Source organism: Bacillus sp. B1(2022), assembly GCF_040259625.1.
GTDB classification, from domain to species: domain Bacteria; phylum Bacillota; class Bacilli; order Bacillales; family Bacillaceae; genus Bacillus; species Bacillus velezensis.
In genome coordinates, this window is the sequence record NZ_JANIFO010000014.1 from 68502 (window position 1) to 93823 (window position 25322).

A 25322-nucleotide genomic window follows, 5' to 3' on the forward strand; every position below is an offset into this window, starting at 1 on the left:
TCACCCGTTTCATTGCGGTATCTTCAGCTTCTGCCCCGGGAAGATCCAATGCCCCGGCTGCCGGATATTCCGTTTGCTGCGCTTAATCATGGCGGTTTTATTCGCGTTCCAGATTTTCCGCCACTCCGTGTGTTTTCCGTAAAACTTGCCGGCGATGTCCCAAAGCGTATCCCCTTTTTTGACGGTATATGTTTTGGGTGAAGCTTTGGACGGGCGCTTCGCTTTCGTTTTTTTCTTTTGTTTGATTTTTCTTGGCGAAGCGGTTTTATATTCTTTCAGTACGATATCAAAATTCCGGTCGCCGATTTCATTGTCACCTTCGCTGTAATTAAAGCTTTCAATGCTGCATGTGACATTGATTTTTGTCCCTGTAATCAAAAACTGAACGGGTTTTTTCGCTTTCATCCATGCTTCAATGGCTGAAATGGCTTTTTCCGGCGAAGGGATGCTTTGATATTCGGCAATCGGGCTGTACCGTTTCGGAAAAAAAGAAGAGAACGAAATTTCTTTCGCTCCCGGTTCTTCGATAAACGTCACCTCTCCAAGTCCGGTGACTTTCACGGAATCATTCTGCACGCTGTTTGCGATATCAATCGCTTCAGGGAGAACGGGAAGCCGGAGCTTGTCCTTCCCCTGAGACAGCCAAAATTCGTAAACAGATTTAGTCAAAAGCAACGGCCCCCTTTGCTCCGGTATAAATGTCTTTTTGCAGTTCATCAATCAGCGCCTGTTTGATTTTGGCGGCGAGGCTGTCGGCGTCCTGTCCGTTATGGAAATGCTGATCGCCGCTGAATTCGATTTTAATTTCTTTTGTTCCCGTTTTTTGAACGGTTTGTCCGCCGCCTTTAACGGCTGCGGAAACCGTGCCGGCTGAAAGCGCCGCCGGTTCCGTCTGGGACGGATCGGACACTTCCATGCCGAGCGCTTGAGCGGCTTGTTGCAGCAGATAACGGCCGCGGATGCCCCGCTCTTCAGGGATGATCCACTCCCGTTTGTTCCCTTCGCCGACACGGGCGATCTGCTCCTTGGTAATCAGACCCCCATTGGCATAACCGACGTAAGGGCCTCCATGAGCCATACTTTTAATCCCGGGGACATTGCTGATCGAGCCGTATCGGCTTTTAATATAGCCGATAGCGGCAGCGGCGTTGTGAATTGGATTTCTGATATCATTCATACCCGGCGCTTTGTGATCTTCAAAGGTGCTTGGAATCGTCTGCATAAGCCCCTGTGACGGGTGTCCGGCTTTGGCGTTGCTGTCCCATAGATTAATGGAATTAGGGTTGCCGCCTGACTCATGCTGTGCGATCGTCATTAATCCCGGAAGCCAGCTGATCGGCGTATTGGTTGCTTTCATTGCGGCCAAAAGCCACTCTTTGACGCTTCCTCCCGCTGCACCCATGCCGGAAAAGGCTGCTGCAAGCGAGCCTGCCTGTTTTTCGGCGTATTTTTTCACGTCAACTGAGCTGAGCCCTTTGACGACGCCGACTGAAGCAAAGCGCCCGAGGCTCATCATGACACGGGAAGGAGAGTGAATATCAAGCTCTTCCCTGAATGCGTCCTCGACTTTTTTGGCCATATCTTTGGCCGCCTGTTTGACTTCGCTTCCTTTTGCAGTCATCCCTGATACGAAGTGTCCGATCAGGCCTGACCCCCAGCCGTTCGCGGAATCTCTTGATTGCACAAACGGTTTATTGATATGTGTGCTTACGTATTGCGACGTTCCCGTATCTTTTGCATTCTGTCCGGCCGAATATCCTTTCACCGTTGCGGCGCCCCATGATGACGATTGATTAACCGCCGATTGATAAGGTGTTTTCACCTTTGTTTTTAAAAATGAATCGGTGCCCGTCGGCGAAGTATTCTGACCTTTGGCATAGCCCGCAACGACTTGCTTTCCGTAACCGGATGAAGACGAAATGAGGGCATTGAACGGCGTTCCGATGTTTTTTTCCTTCCAGCCGTCCATATCCACCGCTTTTTTGCTGATTCCGCTGTCAAAGCCTTCAGTAAACTGTTTGCCGAGTGATGAAGCCGTCCCGCCAAGTCCGGATGTCTCTACAGACGCTGCGGCCGACACAGATGCAGAAGAAGAAACACCGCCCGCTCCCGCCGGAACAGCAGAAGACTGAGCCGAAGCCGCGCCCATATCATCGACAACACGCATGCCGAGCTTAGACGCAGCTTGTGAAAGCAGCATCTTTCCGCGTCCGCGATTGTTGTCAACGGGAATGACAAATTCTTTACCGGCTTCACCGATCCAGGAAATGGTCGGCTTTGTAATGTAGCCGCCCGTGGCGTTTTTGTCCGTTTTTTTCTTTTTATCTCCGCCGCCTCCTGTGACAAAGTTCATTATGCCTGAAATCATTTTGCCGCCGGTTTTATCCCAAATCTTTTTCACCCAGTCGAATGCTGCAGAAAAAGCATCTGATATGGCTGTTCCCACTTTTACAAGAGGTTCTTTTATATGTTTCTCAAACCATCCGCTTAACCCTTTCCATATATCCTTTACCGTATCTAAAGCAGTCTGGAAAGCATCTGATATTCCTTTACCGACATTTTTCACCATGTCTTTCACCGGATTCCAGACAGTATCCATGAACCAGCCGGAAACCGTACTGAAAACAGATTTAATTTTATCCCAAGCTCCTGTGATTTTACTCCAAATGGACGTCGCCACTCCGACGACAGCCGATTTTACGGGCCCCCACACCGTGCTCATAAACCAGCCGGATACTGTGCTGAAGACACCTTGAATCGTCGTCCACGCATTCACGATATTTGACCAGATACTGGTTGCCACTCCGACGACAGCCGATGAAACCGGCGTCCATACATTTTCCATGAACCAGGATGACACCGTGCTGAAAATCCCTTGAATCGTCGTCCACGCATTCACGATATTTGACCAGATGCTTGTCGCCACTCCGACGACAGCTGATGAAACCGGCGTCCATACATTTTCCATGAACCAGGATGAAACACTTCCCCAAGTATCTTGTATTGTTGTCCAAGCACTTTGCGCCGCTTTGGAAATATCATTCCACGTGTCTTTCAAAGCTCCTGAATCAAAGGCCTCTCCCAAGCTGGAACCGCCTAAACTGCCGGCGATGCCGCCTACCGCGCCGCCGATTAATGTGCCCACTCCGGGAACAACGCTGCCGATAGCCGCTCCGGCCGCGGCTCCGGCAAGACCGCCGCCTGCTGAGCCGACCTTCTCTCCTGCATTATCTTTATTGATTCCGGCTAAATCAGTAAGTGATAACAATTCACCTATGCCGGGAATTCCTTTAGCGGCACCTTTTAACCCTTTCATACCGCCTTTTAGCGCCTTTGAATCTCCCAAGCCTTTCAAAAGCGCGCCGATGCCTTTACCTGCCCCTTTTGTTTTCGGCGTGTTTACGGATGCCTGTTTGCTTCCCTTTGCGGATGAACCTCGTTTTGAAGATTTATTCCGCTCTTCGACTTTACTGCTTTTGCCCCTCGTCACTCCGGTACAGCAGCAGCATCCCCCAAACGCCCCGCCGGTTTTTTTGGCTGACTTTCCTGAAGATTTTGACGCTGTTACCGTGCGCTGTGAACCCTTTGTCAGATCAGGACGCTTCGGGCCGTTGGAGCCGCCGGCAGTAAGGCCGCCCTTACTCTTTTCTTTTTTCGTGCCGCCTCCTAATAATCCGCCGATATTGAGTTTGCCTAATTTTTCAGCGATTCCTGAAAATATTTTTTCTATTAATTCCCCGGCTTTTTCGATGATTTTGTCCGGGCTGAATTTCTCAAATTTCTTGGCAATCTTGCTGACAATTTTATCAACAAATGCCTCGGCTTTTTCGATGATCGCATCAGGACTGAATTTGCCGAACTTTTTATCAATGCCTCCGAACAGTGAGGATGTAAACTGCTCCACTTTTTCCAAAATCTTATCCGGATTGAGAAAATCGAATTTCTCAGAAATTCGGTCAATCGTGTCATTTACAAATTGTTCGGCGCGGTCGATTAGCTTATCAGGACTGAATTTGCCGACAACGTCGTCGACTTTCTTCATAAACGAATCAGTAAAATGATCCAGCTCTTTCAATATGGTCTCCGGGCTGAATTTGCTGACAACGTCATCTATCTTTTTCATAAATGAATCAGTGAATTTATCCAGTTCTTTCAATATGGCTTCCGGACTGAATTTGCTCACGACCCCGTCTACTTTTTTCATAAACGAATCAGCGAACTTGTCCAGTTCGGCTAATATCGTTGCCGGGCTGAATTTGCTCGCGATTTCGTCTACTTTCCCCATGAATGAGGTCGTGAACTTATCGAGTTCTGCTAATATCGTTTGCGGGCTGAATTTGCTCGCGATCTCGTCCACTTTTCCCATGAATGACGTTGTGAACTTATCCAGTTCGGTTAATATCGTTGCCGGGCTGAATTTGCTCGCGATTTCGTCTACTTTTCCCATGAATGATGTTGTGAACTTATCCAGCTCTGCTAAAATCGTCTCCGGGCTGAATTTGCTTGCGATCTCGTCCACTTTTCCCATGAATGACGTTGTGAACTTATCCAGCTCTGCTAAAATCGTCTCCGGGCTGAATTTGCTTGCGATCTCGTCCACTTTTCCCATGAATGAGCTCGTGAACTTGTCCAGCTCTGCCAAAATCGTCTCCGGGCTGAATTTGCTTGCGATTTCGTCTACTTTTCCCATGAATGACGTTGTGAACTTGTCCAGTTCGGCTAATATCGTTGCCGGGCTGAATTTGCTTGCGATCTCGTCCACTTTTCCCATGAATGAGCTCGTGAACTTGTCCAGTTCGGCTAAAATCGTCTCCGGGCTGAATTTGCTTGCGATTTCGTCTACTTTCCCCATGAATGATGTCGTGAACTTGTCCAATTCGGCTAATATCGTTGCCGGGCTGAATTTGCTTGCGATCTCGTCCACTTTCCCCATGAATGATGTCGTGAACTTGTCCAATTCTGCTAAAATCGTCTCCGGGCTGAATTTGCTTGCGATTTCGTCCGCTTTCTTCATAAAGCTTGCAGCGAATTTATCCAGTTCCGCTATGATTGTTTCCGGATAAAATTTGGATGCGATGTCATTGACTTTTTTCATGAAGGTGTCTGCAATGGAGTCAAGCATTGAAAAATCGTTTTTCGGCGAAGCAGGAGCAGCAGATGCAGAAGCTTTTCCGACGTCCGGCATATTCTTTTGCATTGCAGCCAGCTGTGCTGTCACCTTTTCGTTTAACGATAATTGAATGACATTGTTTTTTCCCGTCAGCGAATCAATGCCCGCTGAAATTCGGCCGACTGTTTTCATGACGTGATCTATGACGCGTATAGTGACAGAGTACCCGTTCTTTAACGCAGATTGCATATAGCGTTTGATACGTTCCATGGCAGGGGTCACTTCGTCTGACGCATAAAGTGAAACGGTAAATCCTTTAAAACCGGCAGCCAGATCCCGCAATCTCTCAAATGCCGCTGTCGCGCTGTCTTTTGCTCCTATTTTAATGGTTAAAGACGCAGGCAGACCCGCTAATTGGGCTTGCACCTTTTGAATGACGGCACTGGCTCCGTCTTCAGCTGAAATAGAGATCATTTGTGCGCCCAGCTTTCTTTTCATAGAGCGCTGAATGCGGTCAATTGTTCTTAAAACTGATTTACTCTCTTTGCGTATATCAATTTCACTTTGGCGTTTTGTCATTTTCCTGTATTTCTCAAGCGCTCTGAAGCCATTTTGGATTTTCCTTATTTTCTTTGAAACCCGATCTTCCAATTCAAAACGGGCGGTCAGCTTTGCCATGATGTCGCTCCCCCTTTCTTCGCTTGTTTTTCAAGAATGTCCAGCTTGTAACCGATTAAACCGTACAACAGCGCCTTAAAATGTCTCGGTGCTTCATATAACTCTTTCAGTTCTGATGGAGAATAATGAAGCTCATGCATCGCGTAATAGAGATACACGGCTTCCTTATTCCCATCTTTTATCAGTTTTTTGCTTCTTGCTCCAGATCTTCTAATTCATCTTCAAAACCATTGATCTCAATCGCTTTATTCAGCCAATTTGCATACTCACCGCCGACTGAAAGCACGCGTTTTGCCACCTCGACCGGATCTGCCGTTTTGTAAGCGTCGCGGAGCTCCTTAGACCGGAAATCAGGGTAAATCGTAGATTCAACCGCGATCCGCGCATAGAAGCGCTGGCTGTCTAAGTCTTTTACGCGGCCTCTGCCCTTCACATTTTTATATGTCGTGCTTTCCTTCTCCAGTTCATCAATGCGCTCAGTCGTAATGGCTTTAAAAATAAAAGGCACGATGTTTCCTTTTTTATCGACAAAACGCTTTGAAAGCGGAACCCGAATCTCCTCAGCCTCGACTGTTTTACCTGGCATAAAGAATGATAGATCATATACTTGTTCGTTTTTTTCGCTCATGATGAAAACTCCCTTACTCTATTTTTTATAAAAAACAGGCCTGTAAAAAGGCCTGTTTCACTCATACCGATCTTAATTAAAACGTTTCAGAAAGCTTTTCCGGCACATCGAAATCTTCAAAGGTAAACGGCACTTCTTCTTCGAGTGCTTCTGAGTCTACGTCCAGTCCGGCGATTTTTGCAGAATCAAAGTTGACGTCATACAGAGTGACGCGTTCTGTTCCGCGGCCCGATGATTTGTCATCAAGAACGGCTTGCAGTGTAAAATACGGGTCGCTGCCTTTTTTGACGTAATCCATCATAAGGACGGCGAATTTGGATGTGACCTTATAGAATGTTGCCGTGCCCGTTCCGTTGGCGCCTGTTGTTTTATGTCCCGTCATGCGGCGGCCCATGATGTTTACTTCTGATTTGTTTTTTTCCACGTTTGCTTCAAACGTTTTAATATGCGCCATCTCTTCTCCGTCGAGAAATAAACGGCCTTCTTTTCCTGAAATCGTGTTTTGCGCTTTTAATGCCATCTTAGTTTACCTCCACGTTAAAGTAGAATTTTTCTGCCGCATCCACAGGCTGTACGGCGAGATCGATTAAAAAGCCGTCGCGGTCTTCATTCAGCCCGATTGTAATGTCTTTGTCTGAATTAAAGTTGGCGATGCCACCCGCATCCTGAAGCGTAGTCAAATATTGAATGATCATCGTTTTGACGAATTGAAGGCCGTCATTTGTCGCAGGAAGATCGCTGCCCGTGCCTTTTTTCGATTTAATTAAGGCTTTCAGTTCACGTGTCAAATCGTTATTCACCGCATCAAGCACACGGACGATTTTGTTTTTCGCGAACTTTTTGTTTTTCTCTGCCGTAAATGTCACCAATGAGTTGATATCTTTTTCAACGCTGACTGACTTATCACGGGCATCATAAGAGAAAAGGAATTCACCTTTGGAAAGACGTTCGATCACTTCATCATGAGTCAGGCGGTGCAGCACATCGACGGCGCCTTCGTATTCAACGAATGTTAAGGATTGATTAAATGCGGCGCTGGCACTTGCGCCTGCCACCCAGGCGGTCGCATCTTCAGCTTTAATCTCGGTTCCGTCTTCCAGCAGGACACCTTCAGTCACATTGATAATGCCTTCATAATCCCCGCTGTAATGGGCGGTCACCCCTTGCACTTTCTGTCCCTGCGCATCGCGAAGGCGTTTAATGAATGCGGCAAATGTCGCTTTCAGCTGATCGTTTTCCGCGACAGGAAGAGCGATGACATCGAAATTCTCCGTTTCAGCAGCAGCTAAAAAATCCGTATAGTCTGAGTTGACCGGTGCTTTATCAGTTCCGCCCGCAAGACGGATGCCTGCCTGCGGGTTTAACGTTTCCCCGGATTCTTCCTCGGTGCCTGTCAGCGGGATGGAAGCCGACAGTTCGCCCGTTCCCGTGAATGTGACATAGCCGTTTGCTTTTAATTCTTCGGCTTTTTTCACCGTTTGTTTGTCAACTTCCGCTTCATCCATGTAAGTGGTCACATCGAAAGCGGTCTGATCAAGGACGTTTTCACTGATGCGGATGATGATGTCATTTCCTTTTGAACCGCCGTACAAAGCGGTTGCCTTAACACCTTGCGAAAGATCGGCGCTCGCTCTGATTCCCTCTGTCAGACGGTACATCAAAACGGTTTTTGCTTTCTTTTTCGCCTCACGAAGCAGAATCAGTGACGGATCTTCAATACTGAGCCCCACTTTTTTATTCAAATCTTCAATACTTGAAATGGAAACGAATGTTTTCGCTTCCCCCCAGCCGGATGCGACGGGAAGGGCGACAATCCCGCGTTCACCGATCGATACCCGCTCCTGGGCGGTTGTTTTAAAGTTAAAATAGATCCCGGCACGTTCTTTTTCTTTTCCTTGCGTAAATGTTCCGCCGTTCATTATTGCATGACCTCCTTGGTTAAAAATGCTTCAATGTAAGACTTGGCTTGCGCTTTTGTCATTTGTTTTTGCTTCACGCCGAATAAAGCCCCCTGGAGAATCTCAGGTTTTACGCCGAAAAGCTCCTTCGCGTGCTTTGTTAAATCCGCCGTGTCATAAAGAACCGCTCGTTCCGCCGCTGCGGCATTTTTCTTTTTATGTTGTTTCACTTTTCTTTCACCCCGCTGTTAATGTCCACATCCCGCAGTGCGGGAGATGTTTGTTTCTGATAGTAGTAGCGGCTCGTCCAGCGGATTGTGATCACTGCCTCGCCTTTGTCTCCGACTCTTGTTTCGATACGGCTGATGCGGACGAAATCACCGGTATCCTCCCCTGATTCCGTAAGCAGCGGAATCAGCTGTCTTGATTCTCTCACCGCATCAGCGATCCGGTCGGCTGTATAGAGCACCTGCACCGAGTCGGCATGGAACAGCTTCACATTCAGACTGTACGTTTTCTTATAAGTGGAGACTGTATCATTTTCGTCAAAAACAAATGGGGGCGGAATGTATAGTGACGGCACCTGAAATTGTTCAGGCAGTTCATTTTCATATACGGGCACGCCGCACTGCTGATACAAAAAAGCGGCGATTGAACCGGTTTCGCGATTCATCCGATATCTCCCCCCAACGTGTTAAGCCACTGATTGAAACGCTTGTCCAGCGATTCGGCGAAGAGTGTTTCATACAAAAGAAGGGCTTTGTCCCAAAACCCATTCCCGCTGATCCACTGTTTTTTGAGCGCCATTCCCGTTGAAGCTGACGGATCATAGATGAACCGGGAGCCTTGAAAATACCCGGGCACCCATCTGACATTTTCATCTGAGACGGTCCAATGTCCGTCATTTATGAATGAGGCATACTCTACATTGGTGCCGATTTCAAGGGTCAGTCCCCCGTTTTCAATGATCCATACATGATCCTGCGCTCCTTTTCGGAAAGAAGACAGCAGGTTTTCTGTATCAATCCCTCCCGAATGAATAAGCTCCTCCCGTACCAAGTCGAGAAAATCCTCTCCTGACTGTTCCAGCCATTCGCCTGCCTGACGGGCAAATTCTCCGGATGATGCCTTTTGCAGCGACCGATTCCATTGTTCAAGGTTTTTTATGCTCATAGCCTGTCATCTCTCACAGCGATAACCTCCCAATGGTGCTGTCTTGCTTTCTTCGGCATTTCCAGAATATACGCCTGTCCTTCCCAAATGATTTTGTCATTGACACGCACAGCGGCCTCTTTCGGAAAATGAACGAGAAACCGCTGATATACCTTATGATCAGGCGCAAGCTGAATAAGCTGCTGCTGTTTTTCAACAAACAGACACGGCACGTCTTCAGCGTCGGGCACTTCCGGATAAGAAAAGACAGGCTGGAGCTTTTCGGCGGGAATCCCGAAGCGTCCGGCCTTCGGAACTGACACCGTCTCATGATAAATATCGCATCTGTCAGTGAGCAGCCGTTCGTAGCTCATAAAGGTCTCACCTTTGCGATTGCAGAAACCGGGGAATAACCCGGCGTGATATATTCACAGAGCAGATGGTGCACCGCCGGTTTTCTGATTCCGCCTTCACCTGCCACCGTATACGAGTAGTCGCCTATCTTTTCAGATTGATAGGCGGAAGCGGCTGCTTCATTCTGGTTGATCAGCGCAAAATATTGAGAAAGCTTTAATAACGCAAGCTTAATCTTTTCGGGAAGCGGTGAGTAAATAGGGTCAGTGAACGAATGCCCCGCCATTCTGGCCGCTTCCGCCTCCGCCTCCAGAATGTCCTGTATTAGAAGCGGCTCCGGCCTGTTTTTGACTTGATCATAAACTGAATATGAAACAACGTCAGACGGCTGAATTAACATAACTGCCACCCCCGTCTTATTCTTTAACGTTTACGATTTTGGCGCTTGCATCTTCTTCTTCAAATTTGCTGTCAAGTTTAGCCGTCAGTACGATAATAAATTTGCGGCTGCGAATATCTTTATCTACTTCGATTCGGATATTCCGTGAAAAACCGAGAATGATATTTTTTGGGTGAGTCAAAATGATGTCAGACGCATCGTATTGGGAGTCACCTTCTCCGACCGAGTACGGCTGCAGATTGGACACTCCTTTGACCGGAACGCCGAATGCTGAAGACAAACCGCCCTGCACCGCAAGATCCCCCAGATTGGTCTGACGGTCAGCCACACGGTCTTTCCATTCAATCTCCATGCCTTGAGATGTGTAAAATCTGAATTCCTGAGGCAAGCGCAAATATTTAGCCGGAATGGCTTTTAAGCCTTTTTTAAATGTGGCTCTGGACAGCTCTTCCCCGTTTCCGTCAATGACGTGAGATACAGTCTGCTTACGGATTCCGTCAAGCTGTGCCAAGTACGGATCAGAAGAAGATGTATCGCCGTTTACGACAAGCTCCTCAATATCGACTGCCGCCCGCTCCGCCAAAATCTGCATGATCGTCTGCTGCAGGCCGTCTTTTTCAATATTATTTTCAAGCGTGTCATAGGTGATATTAATTTCCGCAATGACTTCTTTCGTATTCAGCTGCACCGTACTTGTTGCCGGGACGGTCAGCTGATCGTCAGTTAAGGCTTTTCCTTCCTCAGCGGCACGCAGAATACGCTGTCCGAAACCGATTTTTTCAAATTTCTGCGAGTCATTTTCCATTTGAATCACACGCGATTCGCTGAAAATGGTCGGCGTGTTCTGCACCATGCGGATAAATGCTGAAGCTTGTGCGGGGTTCATTAAACCGCCGCTTTTTAAAGCGGAAAGTGACATTTCCGCCTTTCTGATGATATCTTGATTTCTCACTCTACAGTTCCTCCTTCTGACTGGGCTTAAAGCAGTCCGCTCCAAATGGATTTTTTAACAGGCTCTTGGCCGCCCGTCTCTTCTTCCGGCTGCTTTGATGCGCCTCTTACTTTTTCAAGCGCTTCAATGCGTTTAATAATCGGCGCGAGCATGTCCTCAACAAGCGTTTTCAGCTTTTCTTCATCAGACGGCGCAGCCGCCCCGTCTTTGTCTTCCGTGTTTTGGTCCAAGCTGTCAAGCCGCTTTAAAAGCGGGTGCAGCGCGTGCTCAATCGATTCTCTAACGTCTTCTTTTCTCATCTTGTTCAAGTCCTCTCCTTTGCGGTTTCTTGATTTGCGGTCACGGTCGAGAAATTGCTTGACCGCGCCGAATAAGCCGGCTTGCTTTTCTGCCGGCTTTTCGTAAACGTCAGCGGTTCCCGCCATGCTGTAGCCCGTAATGATACCGGCTTTAATCTGATCCCATACTTCATCGGAAGCTTTGGTGACAAGCACCCAAGATCCTTTCCGGATCACAGCATTCCCGATTTCAAAGTCATCCGGGGCGACGTACGACTCCACCACCTCGCCGGTCCCGCCTTCAAAATTATGATTTGTATCGATGTTGCGGGCGTCCGCCAAAAAACCGTGAGCGGCCTTTTCAATCTCTTCAGCCGTCATATAATCGCCATGGGCATCCGGGACATCCGGCTCGTAAACGATGCCGTAAACAAGCTTCTGCTCATCCGATTCGCTTTTTGTAAACACCTGCACCTTTTTTTCAAATGACGGAAGGCCTCCGGCTGATTTTGTAAAAAAGAATTCCGTTTGGTTCGCCGCCTTATCGACATAGCTCACAAAACTGATGACGGCATTTCTCAATTCTCTCGGCACGAGATGTTTTCACCCCCTTTCAGGATTGCTCCTTTTTCCCTTTCAGCACCGGCCGGCTGTAGTACTCTTCAGGCCACTCCTCAAGCGTCTTGCCGAGCACTCTTCCGGCCAGATCACGGAGGTCATTAGGAGAGACCGCGCCGGCGGAAATAAATGGTGTAAGCACCTTCGCAATTTCAAGCGGATCGCGAAAATCAGGCCCTTTTAATGTAAGCTGTACATCGTGGAGACCCAGTTCAGGCAAAAATAACGTGTTGAGCTTATTAATCAGCGTTTTCCGCTCCGGCTGAAACACCTGCTCCTCCGTTATTTTCCGTGCCGTATCGGCGGTGGCTTTGTTGTATTCCTGCGCCTCGCCCGTATAAAGCGGCGGGAGACGGAAAGCGGAGCGGAGTTTATTTCTGCTTTTGTCGTCATATTCAAGAAACAGCGCATCATCCTGCAGAATTTCCGCAAGTGATTTAATTTCCACAGACACGGGCGTAATGTCTTCGCCTCCGTGAAGGTCTTTTTCCTTCGCAATGCCTTCCGCCTCAATCAGCAGAAATTTGTGGGCATTTTCCACCCCTTCCAGGTCATTCATATAATCCTGGAGTTCTTTGTACGATGCTTCTGACAGCATGCCGTTTTCAACCGTAATGGCGGCCGGCACGTGACGGCCCTGCTTGAAATACATAAAATTCAGTTCTTCCGCTTTCCGGGCGCCGTATAGATTGACGATATTGCCGACCCAGCGCGGAATTCCGTAAGTGCCGCTGCCGATTTTTAAGTGAATGGCTTCATTTGCCCGGTATTCTTCAGACAGGGTCTTTACGTATTCGCCGGTTCTCATGTCCATCATGCGGGGATCGCCGTATTCCTTAAAAAACACTTTCCGACCGTTCAGCATCTGAACATATTTACGGAACCGTTTTTGCCTTTTAATCGTTTTGGATGCGCCATTTTCTTCATAAGAAAATGTAACTTCAACGGGATCAGTCACACCGCAGACGCGCATATGTTTCACATCCAGATATTCAATCCCCGCTGGTTTTCCCGCCCCGTCCCGAAGCACTTCGAGAAAACCGTTGCCCGTTTTTTCACGGTCTTCTATCGCATATCCGAGGATCGTCTCGGCCGATTCATCAAAATGAAGACATTTGTAAAAGCTCTCCAGCTTCATCCAGTTTTTTTCGGCCCGGGCCTTTTTTGACGGGGAGCAATCTGGGCTATTTACATCAAAGGTGTATTCCACATCAAACCCAAAACCCGTAATATTGACCCGATACGCGTCAATGCACTGCTGAAGAATCGTCGAGTATTCGGCGATTGTTTTCAGTTCAATGAGATTATAGGGCGGTGAAATGATGTCTTCGCCGTACAGATCGGCAAATTGATCTTCGTTCATCTGCCTTGCCTGCGGCGCGGCCATTTTTGATTTAAAGACGGTGGCTCTAACGTTTTGATAGTTCGGCAACGCCTACCTCCTCCTTTCCCGATTCGGACGTCTCCGTTTTTGTGATGCATCTTTCAGATCCGCCGCGTCATAGTCATCCAGCGCATACCAAATGGCTGAAAGTGTGTGGGGATCAATTGAAAACTCATCTTCCGACAGAGCGCCGTTTTTGTTTTTTGCGTACGTTAAGTTCTGCAATTCGCGGATCGTATGTTGACAGCTGTCTGAGCAATAGATGTGTTTGAACCGTTTCAGTTTTTTTGTATACTGAAGTCTTGAGCCCGGAAACTTTTTGGCCGCAACCATGCAAAAGCCCTGCCTGCGAAAATATTGGATGCTTTTCGGCTCAGCCGAATCCGCTTTGATCAGCTCTTTTTGATCCGCCAATTCCTGAAGCTCCTCAGCTGTCTGATCATCGGTCATTTTGTTTTTGTAATACTCCCAGAAAATATAAAGCTCTTTTTGATCCGGATCGACGGCAAGCCGGATGACCGCATTGTATGACTCTTCAAAACCGAAATCCATGCCGGTCCGAAACAGGGGGCGCCTGATGGAAGCAATCCGCTCCGTTACTTCGTTGTGCTCCATGACCTGAAACTGCGGAAACACGCGGATGCCGTTGACGCCGAACTGTCCTTTGCGGGCGATCCGGTATAAATCGGGATCGTAATGCCGTAAACTGTCCAGCTGCTTAATATAGCTTTTCGGCAAAAACAGATTATCGCACGCTGTGGAGTGGTGGTAATACGTATCCCCCTTAACGACGGTGCCTTTTTCATACAGCGTCTGATCATCCAATACGAAGCGTTTTTTTTGCTCATCACGAAAAAAATGCCGGTACGTCCAATTGGAGGTGCCGACGGGATTTGTGGTGCATATCATATGAAGCGAAAGCTCGGGATGGCGCAGACGCCCGATCAGCTCCTTAAAGCCTTCATACTTCACTTCAGAGCATTCTTCAATCCAAATCAGTGAAATATGATGAATGGATTTCAATTTGGCCGGGTTGTCCATCCCTTTAAACATAATCCGGCTTCCGTTTGAAAATCTCAGCTTCATCGGTGAAGACACGGCTTTTACAGCATGTCCCAGCTCAAGCTCCCCGATAATATCTTCAAACAAGGCAAACGTAGAATCTCTGTGCGTATCGAAAACTTCCCGCACGACAAGCGCCGTCCGCTTTTCACGAAGCAGCTTCAGGATGATTTTCAGCGCGGTATGATAGCTTTTTGACGAGCCGTAGCCTCCGACGAGAAATTGGTACGTTTCATTCCAATTGAACAAATAATCTTCAAAGCGCGGGTTGACCGCTTTTTCAATCATGACCGTTCCTCTTTCCGCGTAATGACAATGTCAATCGGCTTTTGGCTGTCTTCTGTTTTTTCCATCTTCTGCTGTGCCAGCTTTAATTTTTCATTTTCGATTTTTTGTTTAAATTGATCAGGGAAAAGGTCAAAGTACAAGGACAGCTTTTCAAGAGCCTTCATCTTGTCGGCAAGCTTTATTGCAATGCCCTCTTTTCCGAGTTTTGCTTCTGTGACGATGGTTCCGTCCAGAAGGTGCGAATCTTTAACGTCAACGTAGCTGATTTCCTGCATAATCGGCTTATCATTTTCGTCAAAGAGCGGCCCTGATTTTCCGAAGGCCTGAACCTCTTTTTTTCCGAAGGTTACATAATCGGTAATGTCGGCGAAAGCGATTTTCACATAGACTTGAAGAACGTCCATCGCTTCGACAAACACTTTATTGACCATTTCCTTTTTCATGCGGCTGATTTCTTTGGCGACTTTTTCGTTTTTTAACAGCCTGCTTCCCGTCACATGCGCGCTTTCCGGTGAATACCCGGCTTTTATCGCAGATTGGGTGGCGTTAAAGCTTTTCACATAATAAAGACAAAACAGCCGCTGGCGTTCGTTTAACTCATCACCTTCGCCCGGGTTATTTTTTCCGCCGCTTTCCGCGTTCTTATGAAGCGCCTCGTCCCAGCGCCCTTCTTTTTTCCATCTGCCGATCGTTCTTGCGGATACGCCTGATTTGCCGGCAAGGGCGCGATTTGTGATGCGGCCTTTATGAGACTGATAGATTGTAAATGCCTGTTTTCTTTTTGCGTTTTTCATGCTACGGCATCACCGCCACCTCCGACATGATTGTCTATAATAAAAAGCGGCTTCTAATCGGGCCGCTTTTTGTGATCGTCTGTTCACTTCTAGGTGGCAAACGTATGACAACTTATGAAGCAGGCGATTGATTTCTTTGTTCCTGCTGTTTTTGTATTTTTAGAAGCGCCCGTTTGACCGTCGTCTGTACGGTTGATTTCTTTACATTCAGCAAGGCGGCGATCCGTTCATATGAAAAGCATTCCGCTTTGTGGAGCAGCAGCATTTCTTTTTCTCTATCCGTTAAAACGGCTAATGCGTCCCGCAGTCTGATTCTGTCTTCTTCAGTCACATTCCCGGAAGGTTCAAACATCAGCGCCTGCGAATAGGTTTCTATGATTCTCGGATCTTTAATCAGCATTCTCTGATAAGCGTCTCTGCGGTCTATCGCTCTTCTTATGCCGGGCTGCCGGCCTTTTTCAAGCCATTCGATGACATATTCCACATCTGTAATGATCGTTCTGATGATTTTTTTATCTTTCAGTTCTTCTGAAGTAAGCACCGTTTCATCGGCTTCCTCCAGCTGCTTGTACCACTTTTTCGTCTCTTTCAGCGTGCGTTTATATTCAAATAGTAAGTCTTCCATGCAGATCCTCCTCTTTTTCGGAACAAAAAAAGGACACCAACCAATGCGCAGCATGTACGCGATTGATCAGTGTCCGCAGGCTTTCCGTCTTGGACGTATTCTGTTTTTTTCGATTAATTCAATTTAAAGCCGATTTCATATTCGACCCGGGCCAGATCCCCTTTTCGCGTTTCGACAAGCGTTTTGCCGTGCTCCGGCGCTTCGGCGAGCCATGCTTCCTTCTTCAGTCCGTCTATAATAATCACCCGAACCTTGCCTTCTTCCAGCTGGCTTTGTAATGTTGTATGTTCAATGTCAGTCAGTTTTTTAGGATTCATGTTTTACGTCCTCCGTTTTTTTCAGGATGTTTACTTCATGTATGAGGCTTCCGAGCTCATTTATGAACGCTTCTTTTTCTTCAGAACTTTCTCCCCGGAGCAGGCGGAGAGCCGTTTCGGCCGCCTCAAAAAGTTCCGGGGCTTTTGCCATCAATGCCGCGTTGATCTGCTGAGAGTATGAACTTAAGTTGAAAACGGCCGCGATGAGCCTTCCGTTTGAATAAGGGAACTTCTCTTTATCCGCTTCGCTGTAAGCGGAATAAATGTAAATGGTTTTTTCTTCTCCGCTGTGTACGGCCCGCCATGGAGCGGGGCTGTGTTTTTCTTGCAATGGTTATCCTCACTTTCCATCAGCCTCATGCCATGCTTCAATTTGCTTTTCTATCCGTTTCGCCCTGAACAGCAGGCAAAAAAGCCATTTAATATATTTATACACGTGCATCAAGCCTCGCTTTTGCGTCTTGAACCATTCGCTCAAGACGTTTAATGACCGGCGTTAAATCAGTGCCTGTTTTGCAGTTCGGGCAAGGGTGAAAGACAGCGCCGAAACCCGTTTCCGTCACAATGACCTTCTTCGGCCCGCACAGCTTACACATTATCTCGCCCCCTCTAATCTGTGGTTTACGTCAAATGAATTGCCATTAATGATGACTAAATAATCGCTGCACATCTCATAAATTCTTGTGCCCAAGGCTTCATCAACCTGCACCAGTCCGTCACAGGCCAGCTCGCTCGAGATAAAAACCGGCTTATGATTTAAATAGCGGTAATTCACGACGGCGTACATTTGTTCAATCTGCCAATCGGTCGCCCGGGGTTTTCCGTTCAGCGGTTTGAACAGATCGTCAATAAAAAGCACATCCGCCTGTTTCATACGGCCAAGCTTTGCATCAAGCAGATCAAAATCATTTTTTAAATCCGTAAATCCCTCCACAAAAGGAAAATACAGCACGGGTGTCTGCTTCTGTCTCATGACATAATTGCTGAGAGCGGTCAAAAGATGGGTTTTTCCCGACCCCGGACGCCCTAAAAGGGCAATGCTGTTTTTCCGGCAGTTTTTAATCTTGTCGAAGTTTTCAACATATTCAAGGGCGCACTCATATGCGTCGACGACTGCCTGAGGCTTGCCCCGCGTGATAAATCCTTTGAAATCCAGCTTCCGAAAGGCGCCTGTAATCTCACTTGCGCTGAGGATGCGCTCTGCTTTTCGTTCGGCGGCGCAGCGGCACTTAACCCACACATCCATTCCCAGCTGGTTTTTGAGATAACCGCCCTGATCTTTACAGAGCGGACAGTCAAAGCGGCTTTCGTCTGATTCTTCCGGTCTGTCCGCCAGTAATGGACGTTTTCCGTTTTTCAGGTCGGCCAGTATCTGCTCGATCGTTCGTTTTGTCATGTATCGTATTCCTCTCTTTTTTTGTTGTGATTGTCCTTCCCGCAATTCGTGCATTCAAGCGGTCTTCCATATACTTGGCGCAATAGCTGAAAGCCTTGATCGTTTCAGCTGAAGATGTGCGCCGCTGTTCAAAAGCGGTAAAGCATTCGCCGAGCCATTTGATTGCTTCTTGTGCTGACGCACCGAGGGAAACAATACGGGCGATGGCCTGATAATCCCGGGGCGACGGGTATACGCTCCGCCCCTCCTGTGCAGACCTTAATCTGATAAAATGGGCGGCAATGTCGTTAATCGTTTCTTCAGCAGTATGATTTTTTGTTATATCTATTTCTCTCCGGACATTTTTGTCCCGGTGATCCGCCGATATTGTCCGGTCAGTTGCTTCCGGGCGGGTCAATGTCTTTTTCGGCGTGAATCTTTTCGAGTGCTTTACGGAGACGATGAGTCCGTAAGGGGCGCGGACGGTTTTGATATATTCATGCTGTTCCAAAACCTCAAGCCACCGTCTGACGGTTTTTTCGCTGACGGCAAATACATCGGCCATCTCTCTTGCTTTTACGGGCTTATGACCAAGGACGATCCCCCACTTTACACCGTCTTTTACGTGTTCCTTTGTCGTTGAGCTGATGAACCATAAAAACAGCCAAATGGCGGACCCTATTTTGTCATAATGTTCTGAATTCAGTAATCCGGAATAGATGAAAAACGGGTAGCTTTTACGATTCATAAGGGACGTCTCCGTTTGTCTTCAGACCTATATAGCGTTCATACTGCAATCGGTTATCAAATCGGAATACCGGAAGTCCGCAAGCGGTAAAAGATATCGAACCGCCTGCTTTTCCTAAACATCTCTGGTCAGCCGGATTGCTGCTGAAACGGATGATTATCGGCTGCATCTCTCACCCTCCTGATCAATTTTTTATCGTATATTGATACATTTTGTATCATTATGATGTTGATTATATACGATACATTTCGTATCATCAAGACCTTTTTGATACTTTTTTTATCATCTCTTTATTTTGATACATTTTGTATCTATAATCATAAGTAACTTAGGGTGTTGAAAAAAGAGAGGTCATTCGGATGATAGGCGGAAGATTAAAGAGTCTCAGAGGAAAGAAAACGCAGGAAGAAGTCGCAAATCATATCGGTGTCTCGCGCGCCAGATATTCTCATTATGAAAACGGCCGATCTGAACCCGATTACGACACGCTGCAAAAGCTTGCGGATTATTTCAAAGTGTCGACTGATTATTTGTTAACCGGAAAAGAACCTTCAGATGAAGACATGTTTGCCGATCCCGACCTGCAGATCGCATATCGGGACATGCAGGACTTTTCCCCGGAGAGCAAACAGCAGGCCATTGAATTCATTAATTATTTAAAAGAAAAAGAGAAAAACCGCAGGCCGAAACATAAATAATCCGCTCTTTTCCTTTAAACTGCTTAACGTTCAGCCGATATAAAAGCTGAATGTTTATTTTTAAAAGAAAAGGGAATTGATTCAAAGTCCGATCAGGGCTTTTCTTTCTCGCTTAAAAAAAGAACATATGTTCGAAAGGGTGTATTCAATTGGGCGATTTTTTAACACATCTTGAGGAATACGTCAAAAACTTATATTGCCGCATGGGAATGACCGCCCCTCTCCATATTGATATGCAGATGATTGCCAAGGAGCTTGACATTTGGATTCATTTTGAAGATACGCACAGTATGATGCTGAAGCGGGACGGCATGTACAGCATCGTCCTGAATCAAAAAAAGTCACCCGAAGAGCAATGGCAGGATTTTGCGCACGAACTGTGCCATGTGCTGAAACATACCGGCAACCATTTTCATATGAACAAGCTGTTCAGGGAACTGCAGGAATTTCAGGCCAACCATTTTATGTACCACTTCTGTGTGCCGACCTTTATGCTGTTAAACATGGAGCTTCCCCAGCGAAGGAGCCATGCCGTTATTTTAATCGCAGCCGCTTTCCGGGTGACGGCATCATTTGCGGAAAAAAGGCTGGAGCTGTTTGAACGGCGTAAAGCAGGTATTCAATTTCAGAAGCGGCTCGCTTGTCTGTTATCCGACAAGCGGCCGAATGTGTATTATGAAAGCGGACAGACACACTTGCATGCCGCTGAAGAAAAAACGCCGTATTTTATTGAAAATTAGCGATACTCTGCCGCCAGAGTGTCGGCATTTTAAATCGCAGGAAAGGTTTTTTGCATCATGACGCTGTTCTCACCGTGCTGCCCGCCAAGCACTTCTTGCACCGTATAGCTCCAGTAAATATAAGAACGGGCCCCCTGTTCATTTATCATAAAAACCGGCCTTCACGGCTTCTACATACCGAAAAAACAGATCGGTTGGCGTATATTTTTCTCCCCGGCAGCCAAAATTACTGAACAGCGCGTGTCTCTGCGCCGTGCTCACTTCCAATTGCAGCCCCATTTTCCTTTTTGTCCGATTGACAATGTTGCCGGGATTTACACCTGCCAGCCGATCATTCTTCTCTGTCAGCTCGGCATCAAACCCCGCTTCACGCAGCAGATCACAAATCAGTCTTGCTTTTTCCAGATCCGCGCCCCCGACGAGTGTATTTGCCTTTTTCAGATCATGATACCCATGAAAAGCCAATCCGTAATGATGGGCGGTCACTTTTTCTAAAGCCAGGGGTTCGTCAAAACGTGTGCTTGTCAAATGGAGAGAACGGTTATCGCACCGCTTCGTTCCTTCAAATAAATAAATTGAGCTTTGGTCAGAAAATGCCCGCACCAGCTCACTGACACCCGGCTCAATCCTGCCGCCGTGGGGAGCGAGGACGATACATTTACTTCCCTCTTTTTCTTCATAAATAATTCTGTATTCCGATTCAGCAGCAGATAGGGCTGCGAAATTATCATATCTATCTTTCATGTGTAACATGCTCTCCTTTTCCAGTCAGCACCAGTTTACTCTACTCACCTGGGAATGGAAACCTTTTTATAGTATGATTTGATAGAATACGTATCAGGGGGGATATATCATGGGGTTCATCAATGGATTGCTGGGCAATGCGTCGACAATATCGACGGCTGAAGCAAAAGCAGAACTGGCTCGTATTCTGCTGGAAGGTGAGAATGTCAACGCCGCATTTAAGCTTGTCCGAGATATCATTGTCTTTACGGATAAGCGTCTTATTCTTGTTGATAAACAGGGACTCACAGGGAAGAAAACGGAGATTCAATCCATTCCGTACAAGAGCATTTCCAGATTCAGCGTAGAAACTGCCGGCCGCTTTGACCTTGATTCAGAGCTGAAAATTTGGATTTCAGGCGCGGAGCTTCCCGCTGTCTCAAAGCAGTTTAAAAAAGATGAAAGCATTTATGATATTCAAAAGGCCCTTGCAGCAGTTTGTATGTAAGAAGAAACGGAAGCCCGGGGGGCTTCCGTTTTATTGATTACAGTTTTTCTTCAATTTTCGCCTTCGTTTTCGGGCCGTAAATTCCGTCTGCCGTTAATCCGCTGACGGATTGAAAACGTTTTACGGCATTTGCCGTTTTCGGACCGTAAACGCCGTCCGCCCCATGATTTTTTGCTCCTTTATCGGGATAAAAATAAAGAGCGGATAAAGCGTTTTGCACTTGTTTTACGTTTGTCCCTTTCGTCAGCGGTTTCGTCACTTTGATCACACCGGATGGAAGCGGATAGGAAGACACAGCCTGACTTTTTGAAGAAGAACCCGTCTGAGCGAGCTTGATCACTTGTCCGACTGTAATGTGATTCGGATCGGTGATATGGTTGATGCTTTGCAGCGATTTTACGCTGACACCGTGCGATGCGGCGATTTCCGATAAGGTGTCGCCTTTTTTCACATGGTATTCAGACGCGGAAGAAGCAATAGAGGCTTTTTTCGCCGGCATACTCCCGCTTAATTTTTTTTCAATCTTCGCCTTCACTTCATCCCAGCGGCCTTCAGACAAAATGCGGTGCGGGCAGTACTTTCCGTTCCAGTCCTGATGCTTTCTGATTCTGTCAATCCCCCAGCCCCGTTCTTTCAAAAGCTGCGCCGCGAACGCAATCGCCAGTTCTTCTGCGGCTCTGTACCGTTCGCCGCCTGACTTGCTGTAACAGATTTCTATAGCAATCGACTTTCGGTTTCCGGTACCGTTCGTGCCGTCTCCCGAATGCCAGGCATTCCGGTCCAACGGAATTCCCTGGATCACTTCTTTGTCATCAACCGCAAAATGATAGCTCGTTGATTCGCTGTTTCCCGTCATATAGCTGATTTCATTAGCGGCGGATGCGTCGTTTGCCGTGTTATGAATGGTAATATACTCCGGCGTCATCGGATTCGGACATTTTAACGCATATTTATCAGCCGATACGAGCCGTTTTTTCACTTCAATCCCCACTCTTCATCTCTCCTTATGCCTTTTTCATCAATAGGTGGCATTCGTAGGACAGATAACTTGAGCATATAGACCCTGCATTCGGATAAAAATGGAATGGATACGCACGCAAAAAATAAGACCCTTCCACAGAAGGGTCTTTATGTTATGTTTGGTTGCGCGCGGCAATATGGAATGTGCCGTCCGCTTGGTTTTCCAAATGGCTTTCATGGCCGATCACCTGTGTAAAGCTGAACCCGACAGCAACAAGCAGCAATCCTGACAACAGTTTAGATTTCATATAGACAATCTCCTCTCTGGATTTGTTTTTGGGCGTGCACCATTTTTTCATAAAACGTGAGCGCTTTTTCAGGCTGTCCGTGTTTCATGTAAAATTTGGCAGCATCATGCGCCAATTCTTCCACATACGGATACAGCATGTGTTCTTCCAGAAAATCAAACGTGTGCCTGACGGATGCGTTATCCATTTCCTTGCCGTATAACGCATGTAAAAATTGGAACAGATTCACAAACAATTCATCATTGTATTCGCGGGCGATACTGAGCCCGAGGCGGTATTGCTTCTCTGCTTCGGCTGTAGTGTTCTGTTTATAAAGAACCTGTGTTAATGAGTAAATAGAATGCGGAAGATTATCGAACTTTTCTGACCTGCAAATGGAAACGGATGTCTCAAAATATTCGGCTGCTTTAGAGAGGTCTCCCATTTTTTCGTAACAGTTTCCGAGATTATATAAGGCTGAACTGATAAGACGGGGATTGCCTTCTTGTTTTGCAAGATCTAAAGCAAGTTCTAAGTGGGGCAATGCTCTTTCTGGATACTGCATGTCATCATAATTCCCTGCAATAACGAATTCACATTGGATTCTGCGGACGTTGTACGTCTCATACGATTGGTACGTTTCAAGGGCTTGAACGGCATAACTCATGGAGACGTAGGTTTGTTTCAGGTTGTAAAATATCTCGGCCATTTTAAAAGCAAACTCAGCTTTCTCGATGTCATCAGAAACGAGTGCAAGGTTTTTTTCAGCCCGTTTGTAATACATCATGGCGTTTAGGAACATTTTCTGTTTAAATTCGTACATTCCTCGAAAAAAATTAAAGTAGTAATCAAGCAGTCCTGTCAGTTTATACTGGTTGCCTTCAATGTCTTCCAATAATTCTGAAAACTCAGGCTGAGAAGGGTCCTCTTTTAAGGGCTTGATGTAATCCAGCATGACACGGTGTCTGAATTCCATTAATGAATAATACAGCAGCAGATCCTGATCTTCTTCCATATCCTCGATCTCTCTCTCTACTTCACGTTTGACGCGCTCCGCCTCAAGGACGTGAAACTGCCGGATATGGGTATACCATTCATTAATTTTGAGCCCGACAAAAGAGGACGGAATAGTCTGCTTCATCCTCAATAAATCCCCCCTTTTGGAATGACCGAGATATGTCATATTTTATCATATTTGCTAGAAAAAGAAGAACGCAAAAAGACCGCAATTGTCGAATTTCGGATATCCGCAACGATTTATCTCCGTCACAAGCTTATTGCTTGTTTCTTCCGTGCCGTTGATATAGCATATCCTTGCAGCTTTTTATTCTGTATTAAATGGGGGTTTTCACATGACAGCACAAAATCAATTGGTCAGCCACTTTCTGTCACATCGAAACGTGACGATTGAGCTGGCGGAAAAAATCAGCCGCGAACATTACGATTACAAGCCGGCAGAGACATCAATGTCCGCTCAGGAACTTGTAAAACACATGGTTTATTCTTTTCTTATGTTTGCAAACGTCATTAACGACGGAAACGCATCAGCCATCCAGAACAAACCGAAAGAAGAAGCAGAAACAGACCTCGTCAAACTGGCTGAAACGTGTACTGAAAAAACGACAGACATCCTGTCACAGCTGACAGAAGAGCAGCTGAACCGCGAAATTGACCTGACCGCCTCTTTCGGCAGAAAAGTGACCGGCGCGGCTCTCCTTCAGCTTGCCATGGAGCATGAAATTCATCATAAAGGCAATCTTTTCGTGTATGTCAGAGAAATGGGCCACACGGAACTTCCGTTTTATCAGCAAAAATCATAATCCGGCCATCCGCCGGTCTGCGACATAACAGCAGGCTGGCGGATTTTTTGTTCTGTATAAAATTTTCCGAAAATTTAATTGATTACCGCCTCTTAATCATATATAATCTGATAAAAATAGTAGGATTATTCAGGAGGCACACAGATGACAGTAAGCATTGTGTTTATGGGTTTCTTTGTCGGAACGCTTGTCGGATTGACGGGTGTGGGAGGAGCAGCGCTTTTGACTCCTTTACTGATCGTTTTGGGGATCAACCCCTCAATCGCCGTCGGCACTGACCTTTTATATAACTCCATCACCAAACTGTTCGGTGTCGTTTCTCATTGGAAGCAGCGCACCGTTCAATTTAAACTTGTCGGTTACTTGGCGCTCGGAAGCATTCCCAGCGCAACAGCCGCCATCGGTGTTCTTCACTTGTTTCCCGCTTTTCACCAGCATCAGGAGCAGATTATCAAACAGGCGCTCGGCTACGTACTGACCCTTGTCGCCATTTCCATTATCGCCCGCCTTTTTTTCGATAAAAGACTGCGGCCGAACCGCTGGCAGCAAAAAACGCTTGAAGAAAAGCGGACACTCATGATACTGATCGGCGTCATTTTCGGCTTCATCGTCGGCCTGACATCTATTGGGTCCGGCTCATTATTTGCGATCGCCATGTTATACCTGTTCAGAATGAAAACGGCAGAAGTGGTGGGAACGGATATCGCACATGCCTTTCTGCTCGTAACTGCTGCCGGTCTGTTAAACGCAAGCTTCGGAAGCGTCGATTACCTGCTTGTATTGAATCTGTTGATCGGCTCTGTGCCGGGTGTGCTTCTCGGCAGCTTCTTTTCGCCGAAATTCTCACCGCGCCCCCTGCAGTTTGTGATGGCGGCGATTATTTTAATCAGCGGAATCAAATTAATATAAAAAAGCGTCCCTCTAC

At 46.8% G+C, this 25322-nt stretch carries 32 protein-coding genes; 5 read left to right on the plus strand and 27 right to left on the minus strand.

Annotation, left to right across the window (positions count from 1 at the left end):
* Positions 1–9 precede the first annotated feature (9 nt).
* The 23 genes from NQS30_RS19415 to NQS30_RS19525 all read right to left on the minus strand — a co-directional run bounded on the left by NQS30_RS19415 (position 10) and on the right by NQS30_RS19525 (position 18830).
* Positions 10–669, minus strand: coding sequence for a LysM peptidoglycan-binding domain-containing protein (locus NQS30_RS19415; RefSeq protein ID WP_007610816.1), 660 nt, complete (start codon positions 667–669; stop codon positions 10–12).
* Positions 662–5788: a transglycosylase SLT domain-containing protein gene (locus NQS30_RS19420; protein WP_167340616.1), complete on the minus strand. Its 5127-nt coding sequence runs from the start codon at positions 5786–5788 to the stop codon at positions 662–664. Before NQS30_RS19420 ends, NQS30_RS19415 begins: the two co-directional genes overlap by 8 nt.
* Entirely contained in the window at positions 5776–5928 is a 153-nt protein-coding gene (locus NQS30_RS19425; protein WP_015239684.1) for a hypothetical protein, read from the minus strand. The genes NQS30_RS19420 and NQS30_RS19425 overlap by 13 nt, the downstream gene beginning before the upstream one ends.
* Positions 5929–5969: 41 nt before the next feature.
* Entirely contained in the window at positions 5970–6416 is a 447-nt protein-coding gene (locus NQS30_RS19430) for a phage tail assembly chaperone (protein ID WP_003154836.1), read from the minus strand.
* A gap of 76 nt (positions 6417–6492) precedes the next feature.
* Positions 6493–6936: a phage tail tube protein gene (locus NQS30_RS19435; RefSeq protein ID WP_003154837.1), complete on the minus strand. Its 444-nt coding sequence runs from the start codon at positions 6934–6936 to the stop codon at positions 6493–6495.
* Between the two features lies 1 nt (position 6937).
* Entirely contained in the window at positions 6938–8335 is a 1398-nt protein-coding gene (locus NQS30_RS19440) for a phage tail sheath family protein (RefSeq protein WP_015239683.1), read from the minus strand.
* Positions 8335–8544: a YqzN/YkzM domain-containing protein gene (locus NQS30_RS19445; RefSeq protein ID WP_007610809.1), complete on the minus strand. Its 210-nt coding sequence runs from the start codon at positions 8542–8544 to the stop codon at positions 8335–8337. Before NQS30_RS19445 ends, NQS30_RS19440 begins: the two co-directional genes overlap by 1 nt.
* Positions 8541–8987, minus strand: a complete 447-nt coding sequence (locus NQS30_RS19450; protein ID WP_015239682.1) for a hypothetical protein — start codon at positions 8985–8987, stop codon at positions 8541–8543. Before NQS30_RS19450 ends, NQS30_RS19445 begins: the two co-directional genes overlap by 4 nt.
* On the minus strand, positions 8984–9487 hold the full coding sequence (locus NQS30_RS19455) for an HK97 gp10 family phage protein (RefSeq protein ID WP_015239681.1): 504 nt from the start codon (positions 9485–9487) through the stop codon (positions 8984–8986). Before NQS30_RS19455 ends, NQS30_RS19450 begins: the two co-directional genes overlap by 4 nt.
* On the minus strand, positions 9484–9840 hold the full coding sequence (locus NQS30_RS19460) for a DUF3599 family protein (protein ID WP_007407272.1): 357 nt from the start codon (positions 9838–9840) through the stop codon (positions 9484–9486). Before NQS30_RS19460 ends, NQS30_RS19455 begins: the two co-directional genes overlap by 4 nt.
* Positions 9837–10220 (minus strand): protein YqbG, encoded by a 384-nt coding sequence (gene yqbG, locus NQS30_RS19465; protein WP_015239680.1) that lies wholly within the window; start codon positions 10218–10220, stop codon positions 9837–9839. The genes NQS30_RS19460 and yqbG overlap by 4 nt, the downstream gene beginning before the upstream one ends.
* Positions 10221–10236: 16 nt before the next feature.
* Positions 10237–11172 carry a phage major capsid protein gene (locus NQS30_RS19470; RefSeq protein WP_007407274.1) on the minus strand — a complete coding sequence of 312 codons (936 nt, stop codon included), beginning with the start codon at positions 11170–11172 and terminating at the stop codon, positions 10237–10239.
* A gap of 26 nt (positions 11173–11198) precedes the next feature.
* Entirely contained in the window at positions 11199–12044 is an 846-nt protein-coding gene (locus tag NQS30_RS19475; RefSeq protein ID WP_015239679.1) for an XkdF-like putative serine protease domain-containing protein, read from the minus strand.
* 19 nt (positions 12045–12063) lie between these two features.
* A complete protein-coding gene (locus NQS30_RS19480) occupies positions 12064–13455 on the minus strand; it encodes a phage portal protein (protein ID WP_094031916.1) in 1392 nt (463 codons plus the stop codon).
* Between the two features lie 48 nt (positions 13456–13503).
* A complete protein-coding gene (locus NQS30_RS19485) occupies positions 13504–14802 on the minus strand; it encodes a PBSX family phage terminase large subunit (protein WP_069007423.1) in 1299 nt (432 codons plus the stop codon).
* Positions 14799–15596, minus strand: coding sequence for a terminase small subunit (locus tag NQS30_RS19490; RefSeq protein WP_007407278.1), 798 nt, complete (start codon positions 15594–15596; stop codon positions 14799–14801). The genes NQS30_RS19485 and NQS30_RS19490 overlap by 4 nt, the downstream gene beginning before the upstream one ends.
* A 112-nt stretch (positions 15597–15708) precedes the next feature.
* Complete coding sequence (locus NQS30_RS19495; RefSeq protein WP_007407279.1) at positions 15709–16221, minus strand: sigma-70 family RNA polymerase sigma factor; 513 nt, start codon at positions 16219–16221, stop codon at positions 15709–15711.
* Between the two features lie 113 nt (positions 16222–16334).
* Positions 16335–16538 (minus strand): XtrA/YqaO family protein, encoded by a 204-nt coding sequence (locus NQS30_RS19500; protein WP_032871270.1) that lies wholly within the window; start codon positions 16536–16538, stop codon positions 16335–16337.
* The gene (locus tag NQS30_RS19505) at positions 16528–16869 is read right to left on the minus strand and encodes a hypothetical protein (protein ID WP_043021268.1); all 342 of its coding nucleotides are present in this window, start codon (positions 16867–16869) and stop codon (positions 16528–16530) included. The genes NQS30_RS19500 and NQS30_RS19505 overlap by 11 nt, the downstream gene beginning before the upstream one ends.
* Before the next feature lie 97 nt (positions 16870–16966).
* The gene (locus NQS30_RS19510; protein ID WP_003154863.1) at positions 16967–17134 is read right to left on the minus strand and encodes a hypothetical protein; all 168 of its coding nucleotides are present in this window, start codon (positions 17132–17134) and stop codon (positions 16967–16969) included.
* Positions 17134–17934 carry an ATP-binding protein gene (locus NQS30_RS19515; RefSeq protein ID WP_069007422.1) on the minus strand — a complete coding sequence of 267 codons (801 nt, stop codon included), beginning with the start codon at positions 17932–17934 and terminating at the stop codon, positions 17134–17136. Before NQS30_RS19515 ends, NQS30_RS19510 begins: the two co-directional genes overlap by 1 nt.
* Entirely contained in the window at positions 17834–18661 is an 828-nt protein-coding gene (locus tag NQS30_RS19520) for a hypothetical protein (protein WP_025284603.1), read from the minus strand. The genes NQS30_RS19515 and NQS30_RS19520 overlap by 101 nt, the downstream gene beginning before the upstream one ends.
* Positions 18651–18830 carry a hypothetical protein gene (locus NQS30_RS19525; protein ID WP_007407285.1) on the minus strand — a complete coding sequence of 60 codons (180 nt, stop codon included), beginning with the start codon at positions 18828–18830 and terminating at the stop codon, positions 18651–18653. Before NQS30_RS19525 ends, NQS30_RS19520 begins: the two co-directional genes overlap by 11 nt.
* A 190-nt stretch (positions 18831–19020) precedes the next feature.
* On the opposite strand from NQS30_RS19525, the gene xre reads away from it, so the two are divergent.
* Complete coding sequence (gene xre, locus NQS30_RS19530) at positions 19021–19359, plus strand: HTH-type transcriptional regulator Xre (protein ID WP_003154871.1); 339 nt, start codon at positions 19021–19023, stop codon at positions 19357–19359.
* Between the two features lie 149 nt (positions 19360–19508).
* Positions 19509–20099: an ImmA/IrrE family metallo-endopeptidase gene (locus NQS30_RS19535; protein ID WP_007610775.1), complete on the plus strand. Its 591-nt coding sequence runs from the start codon at positions 19509–19511 to the stop codon at positions 20097–20099.
* Between the two features lie 138 nt (positions 20100–20237).
* Here the strand turns inward: NQS30_RS19535 and NQS30_RS19540 are convergent, their stop codons facing one another.
* Positions 20238–20843, minus strand: a complete 606-nt coding sequence (locus tag NQS30_RS19540; RefSeq protein WP_015239671.1) for a poly-gamma-glutamate hydrolase family protein — start codon at positions 20841–20843, stop codon at positions 20238–20240.
* Positions 20844–20952: 109 nt separating this feature from the next.
* Between NQS30_RS19540 and NQS30_RS19545 the strand changes: the two genes are divergently transcribed.
* Entirely contained in the window at positions 20953–21330 is a 378-nt protein-coding gene (locus tag NQS30_RS19545; RefSeq protein ID WP_007610770.1) for a PH domain-containing protein, read from the plus strand.
* 37 nt (positions 21331–21367) lie between these two features.
* On the opposite strand, the gene NQS30_RS19550 is transcribed toward NQS30_RS19545, so the two are convergent.
* From NQS30_RS19550 to NQS30_RS19560, 3 genes are all read right to left on the minus strand, one after another.
* Complete coding sequence (locus tag NQS30_RS19550) at positions 21368–22321, minus strand: N-acetylmuramoyl-L-alanine amidase (RefSeq protein WP_015417280.1); 954 nt, start codon at positions 22319–22321, stop codon at positions 21368–21370.
* Positions 22322–22463: 142 nt separating this feature from the next.
* Positions 22464–22598 carry a PhrA family phosphatase inhibitor gene (locus NQS30_RS19555; RefSeq protein WP_003154881.1) on the minus strand — a complete coding sequence of 45 codons (135 nt, stop codon included), beginning with the start codon at positions 22596–22598 and terminating at the stop codon, positions 22464–22466.
* On the minus strand, positions 22588–23724 hold the full coding sequence (locus NQS30_RS19560; protein ID WP_087920760.1) for a Rap family tetratricopeptide repeat protein: 1137 nt from the start codon (positions 23722–23724) through the stop codon (positions 22588–22590). Before NQS30_RS19560 ends, NQS30_RS19555 begins: the two co-directional genes overlap by 11 nt.
* Positions 23725–23929: 205 nt before the next feature.
* Between NQS30_RS19560 and NQS30_RS19565 the strand changes: the two genes are divergently transcribed.
* Positions 23930–24397, plus strand: a complete 468-nt coding sequence (locus NQS30_RS19565) for a DinB family protein (RefSeq protein WP_025284602.1) — start codon at positions 23930–23932, stop codon at positions 24395–24397.
* Between the two features lie 144 nt (positions 24398–24541).
* Entirely contained in the window at positions 24542–25306 is a 765-nt protein-coding gene (locus tag NQS30_RS19570) for a sulfite exporter TauE/SafE family protein (protein WP_020955677.1), read from the plus strand.
* Positions 25307–25322 lie beyond the last annotated feature (16 nt).

Coding starts and splice junctions, on each gene's coding strand:
- NQS30_RS19420 (WP_167340616.1), bottom strand. CDS start 5,788: ATGGCAAAGCTGACCGCCCGTTTTGAATTGGAAGATCGGGTTTCAAAG.
- NQS30_RS19425 (WP_015239684.1), bottom strand. CDS start 5,928: ATGCATGAGCTTCATTATTCTCCATCAGAACTGAAAGAGTTATATGAA.
- NQS30_RS19430 (WP_003154836.1), bottom strand. CDS start 6,416: ATGAGCGAAAAAAACGAACAAGTATATGATCTATCATTCTTTATGCCA.
- NQS30_RS19435 (WP_003154837.1), bottom strand. CDS start 6,936: ATGGCATTAAAAGCGCAAAACACGATTTCAGGAAAAGAAGGCCGTTTA.
- NQS30_RS19440 (WP_015239683.1), bottom strand. CDS start 8,335: ATGAACGGCGGAACATTTACGCAAGGAAAAGAAAAAGAACGTGCCGGG.
- NQS30_RS19450 (WP_015239682.1), bottom strand. CDS start 8,987: ATGAATCGCGAAACCGGTTCAATCGCCGCTTTTTTGTATCAGCAGTGC.
- NQS30_RS19455 (WP_015239681.1), bottom strand. CDS start 9,487: ATGAGCATAAAAAACCTTGAACAATGGAATCGGTCGCTGCAAAAGGCA.
- NQS30_RS19460 (WP_007407272.1), bottom strand. CDS start 9,840: ATGAGCTACGAACGGCTGCTCACTGACAGATGCGATATTTATCATGAG.
- yqbG (WP_015239680.1), bottom strand. CDS start 10,220: ATGTTAATTCAGCCGTCTGACGTTGTTTCATATTCAGTTTATGATCAA.
- NQS30_RS19480 (WP_094031916.1), bottom strand. CDS start 13,455: ATGGCCGCGCCGCAGGCAAGGCAGATGAACGAAGATCAATTTGCCGAT.
- NQS30_RS19485 (WP_069007423.1), bottom strand. CDS start 14,802: ATGATTGAAAAAGCGGTCAACCCGCGCTTTGAAGATTATTTGTTCAAT.
- NQS30_RS19490 (WP_007407278.1), bottom strand. CDS start 15,596: ATGAAAAACGCAAAAAGAAAACAGGCATTTACAATCTATCAGTCTCAT.
- NQS30_RS19495 (WP_007407279.1), bottom strand. CDS start 16,221: ATGGAAGACTTACTATTTGAATATAAACGCACGCTGAAAGAGACGAAA.
- NQS30_RS19500 (WP_032871270.1), bottom strand. CDS start 16,538: ATGAATCCTAAAAAACTGACTGACATTGAACATACAACATTACAAAGC.
- NQS30_RS19510 (WP_003154863.1), bottom strand. CDS start 17,134: ATGTGTAAGCTGTGCGGGCCGAAGAAGGTCATTGTGACGGAAACGGGT.
- NQS30_RS19515 (WP_069007422.1), bottom strand. CDS start 17,934: ATGACAAAACGAACGATCGAGCAGATACTGGCCGACCTGAAAAACGGA.
- NQS30_RS19520 (WP_025284603.1), bottom strand. CDS start 18,661: ATGAATCGTAAAAGCTACCCGTTTTTCATCTATTCCGGATTACTGAAT.
- NQS30_RS19525 (WP_007407285.1), bottom strand. CDS start 18,830: ATGCAGCCGATAATCATCCGTTTCAGCAGCAATCCGGCTGACCAGAGA.
- xre (WP_003154871.1), top strand. CDS start 19,021: ATGATAGGCGGAAGATTAAAGAGTCTCAGAGGAAAGAAAACGCAGGAA.
- NQS30_RS19540 (WP_015239671.1), bottom strand. CDS start 20,843: ATGAAAGATAGATATGATAATTTCGCAGCCCTATCTGCTGCTGAATCG.
- NQS30_RS19545 (WP_007610770.1), top strand. CDS start 20,953: ATGGGGTTCATCAATGGATTGCTGGGCAATGCGTCGACAATATCGACG.
- NQS30_RS19555 (WP_003154881.1), bottom strand. CDS start 22,598: ATGAAATCTAAACTGTTGTCAGGATTGCTGCTTGTTGCTGTCGGGTTC.
- NQS30_RS19565 (WP_025284602.1), top strand. CDS start 23,930: ATGACAGCACAAAATCAATTGGTCAGCCACTTTCTGTCACATCGAAAC.
- NQS30_RS19570 (WP_020955677.1), top strand. CDS start 24,542: ATGACAGTAAGCATTGTGTTTATGGGTTTCTTTGTCGGAACGCTTGTC.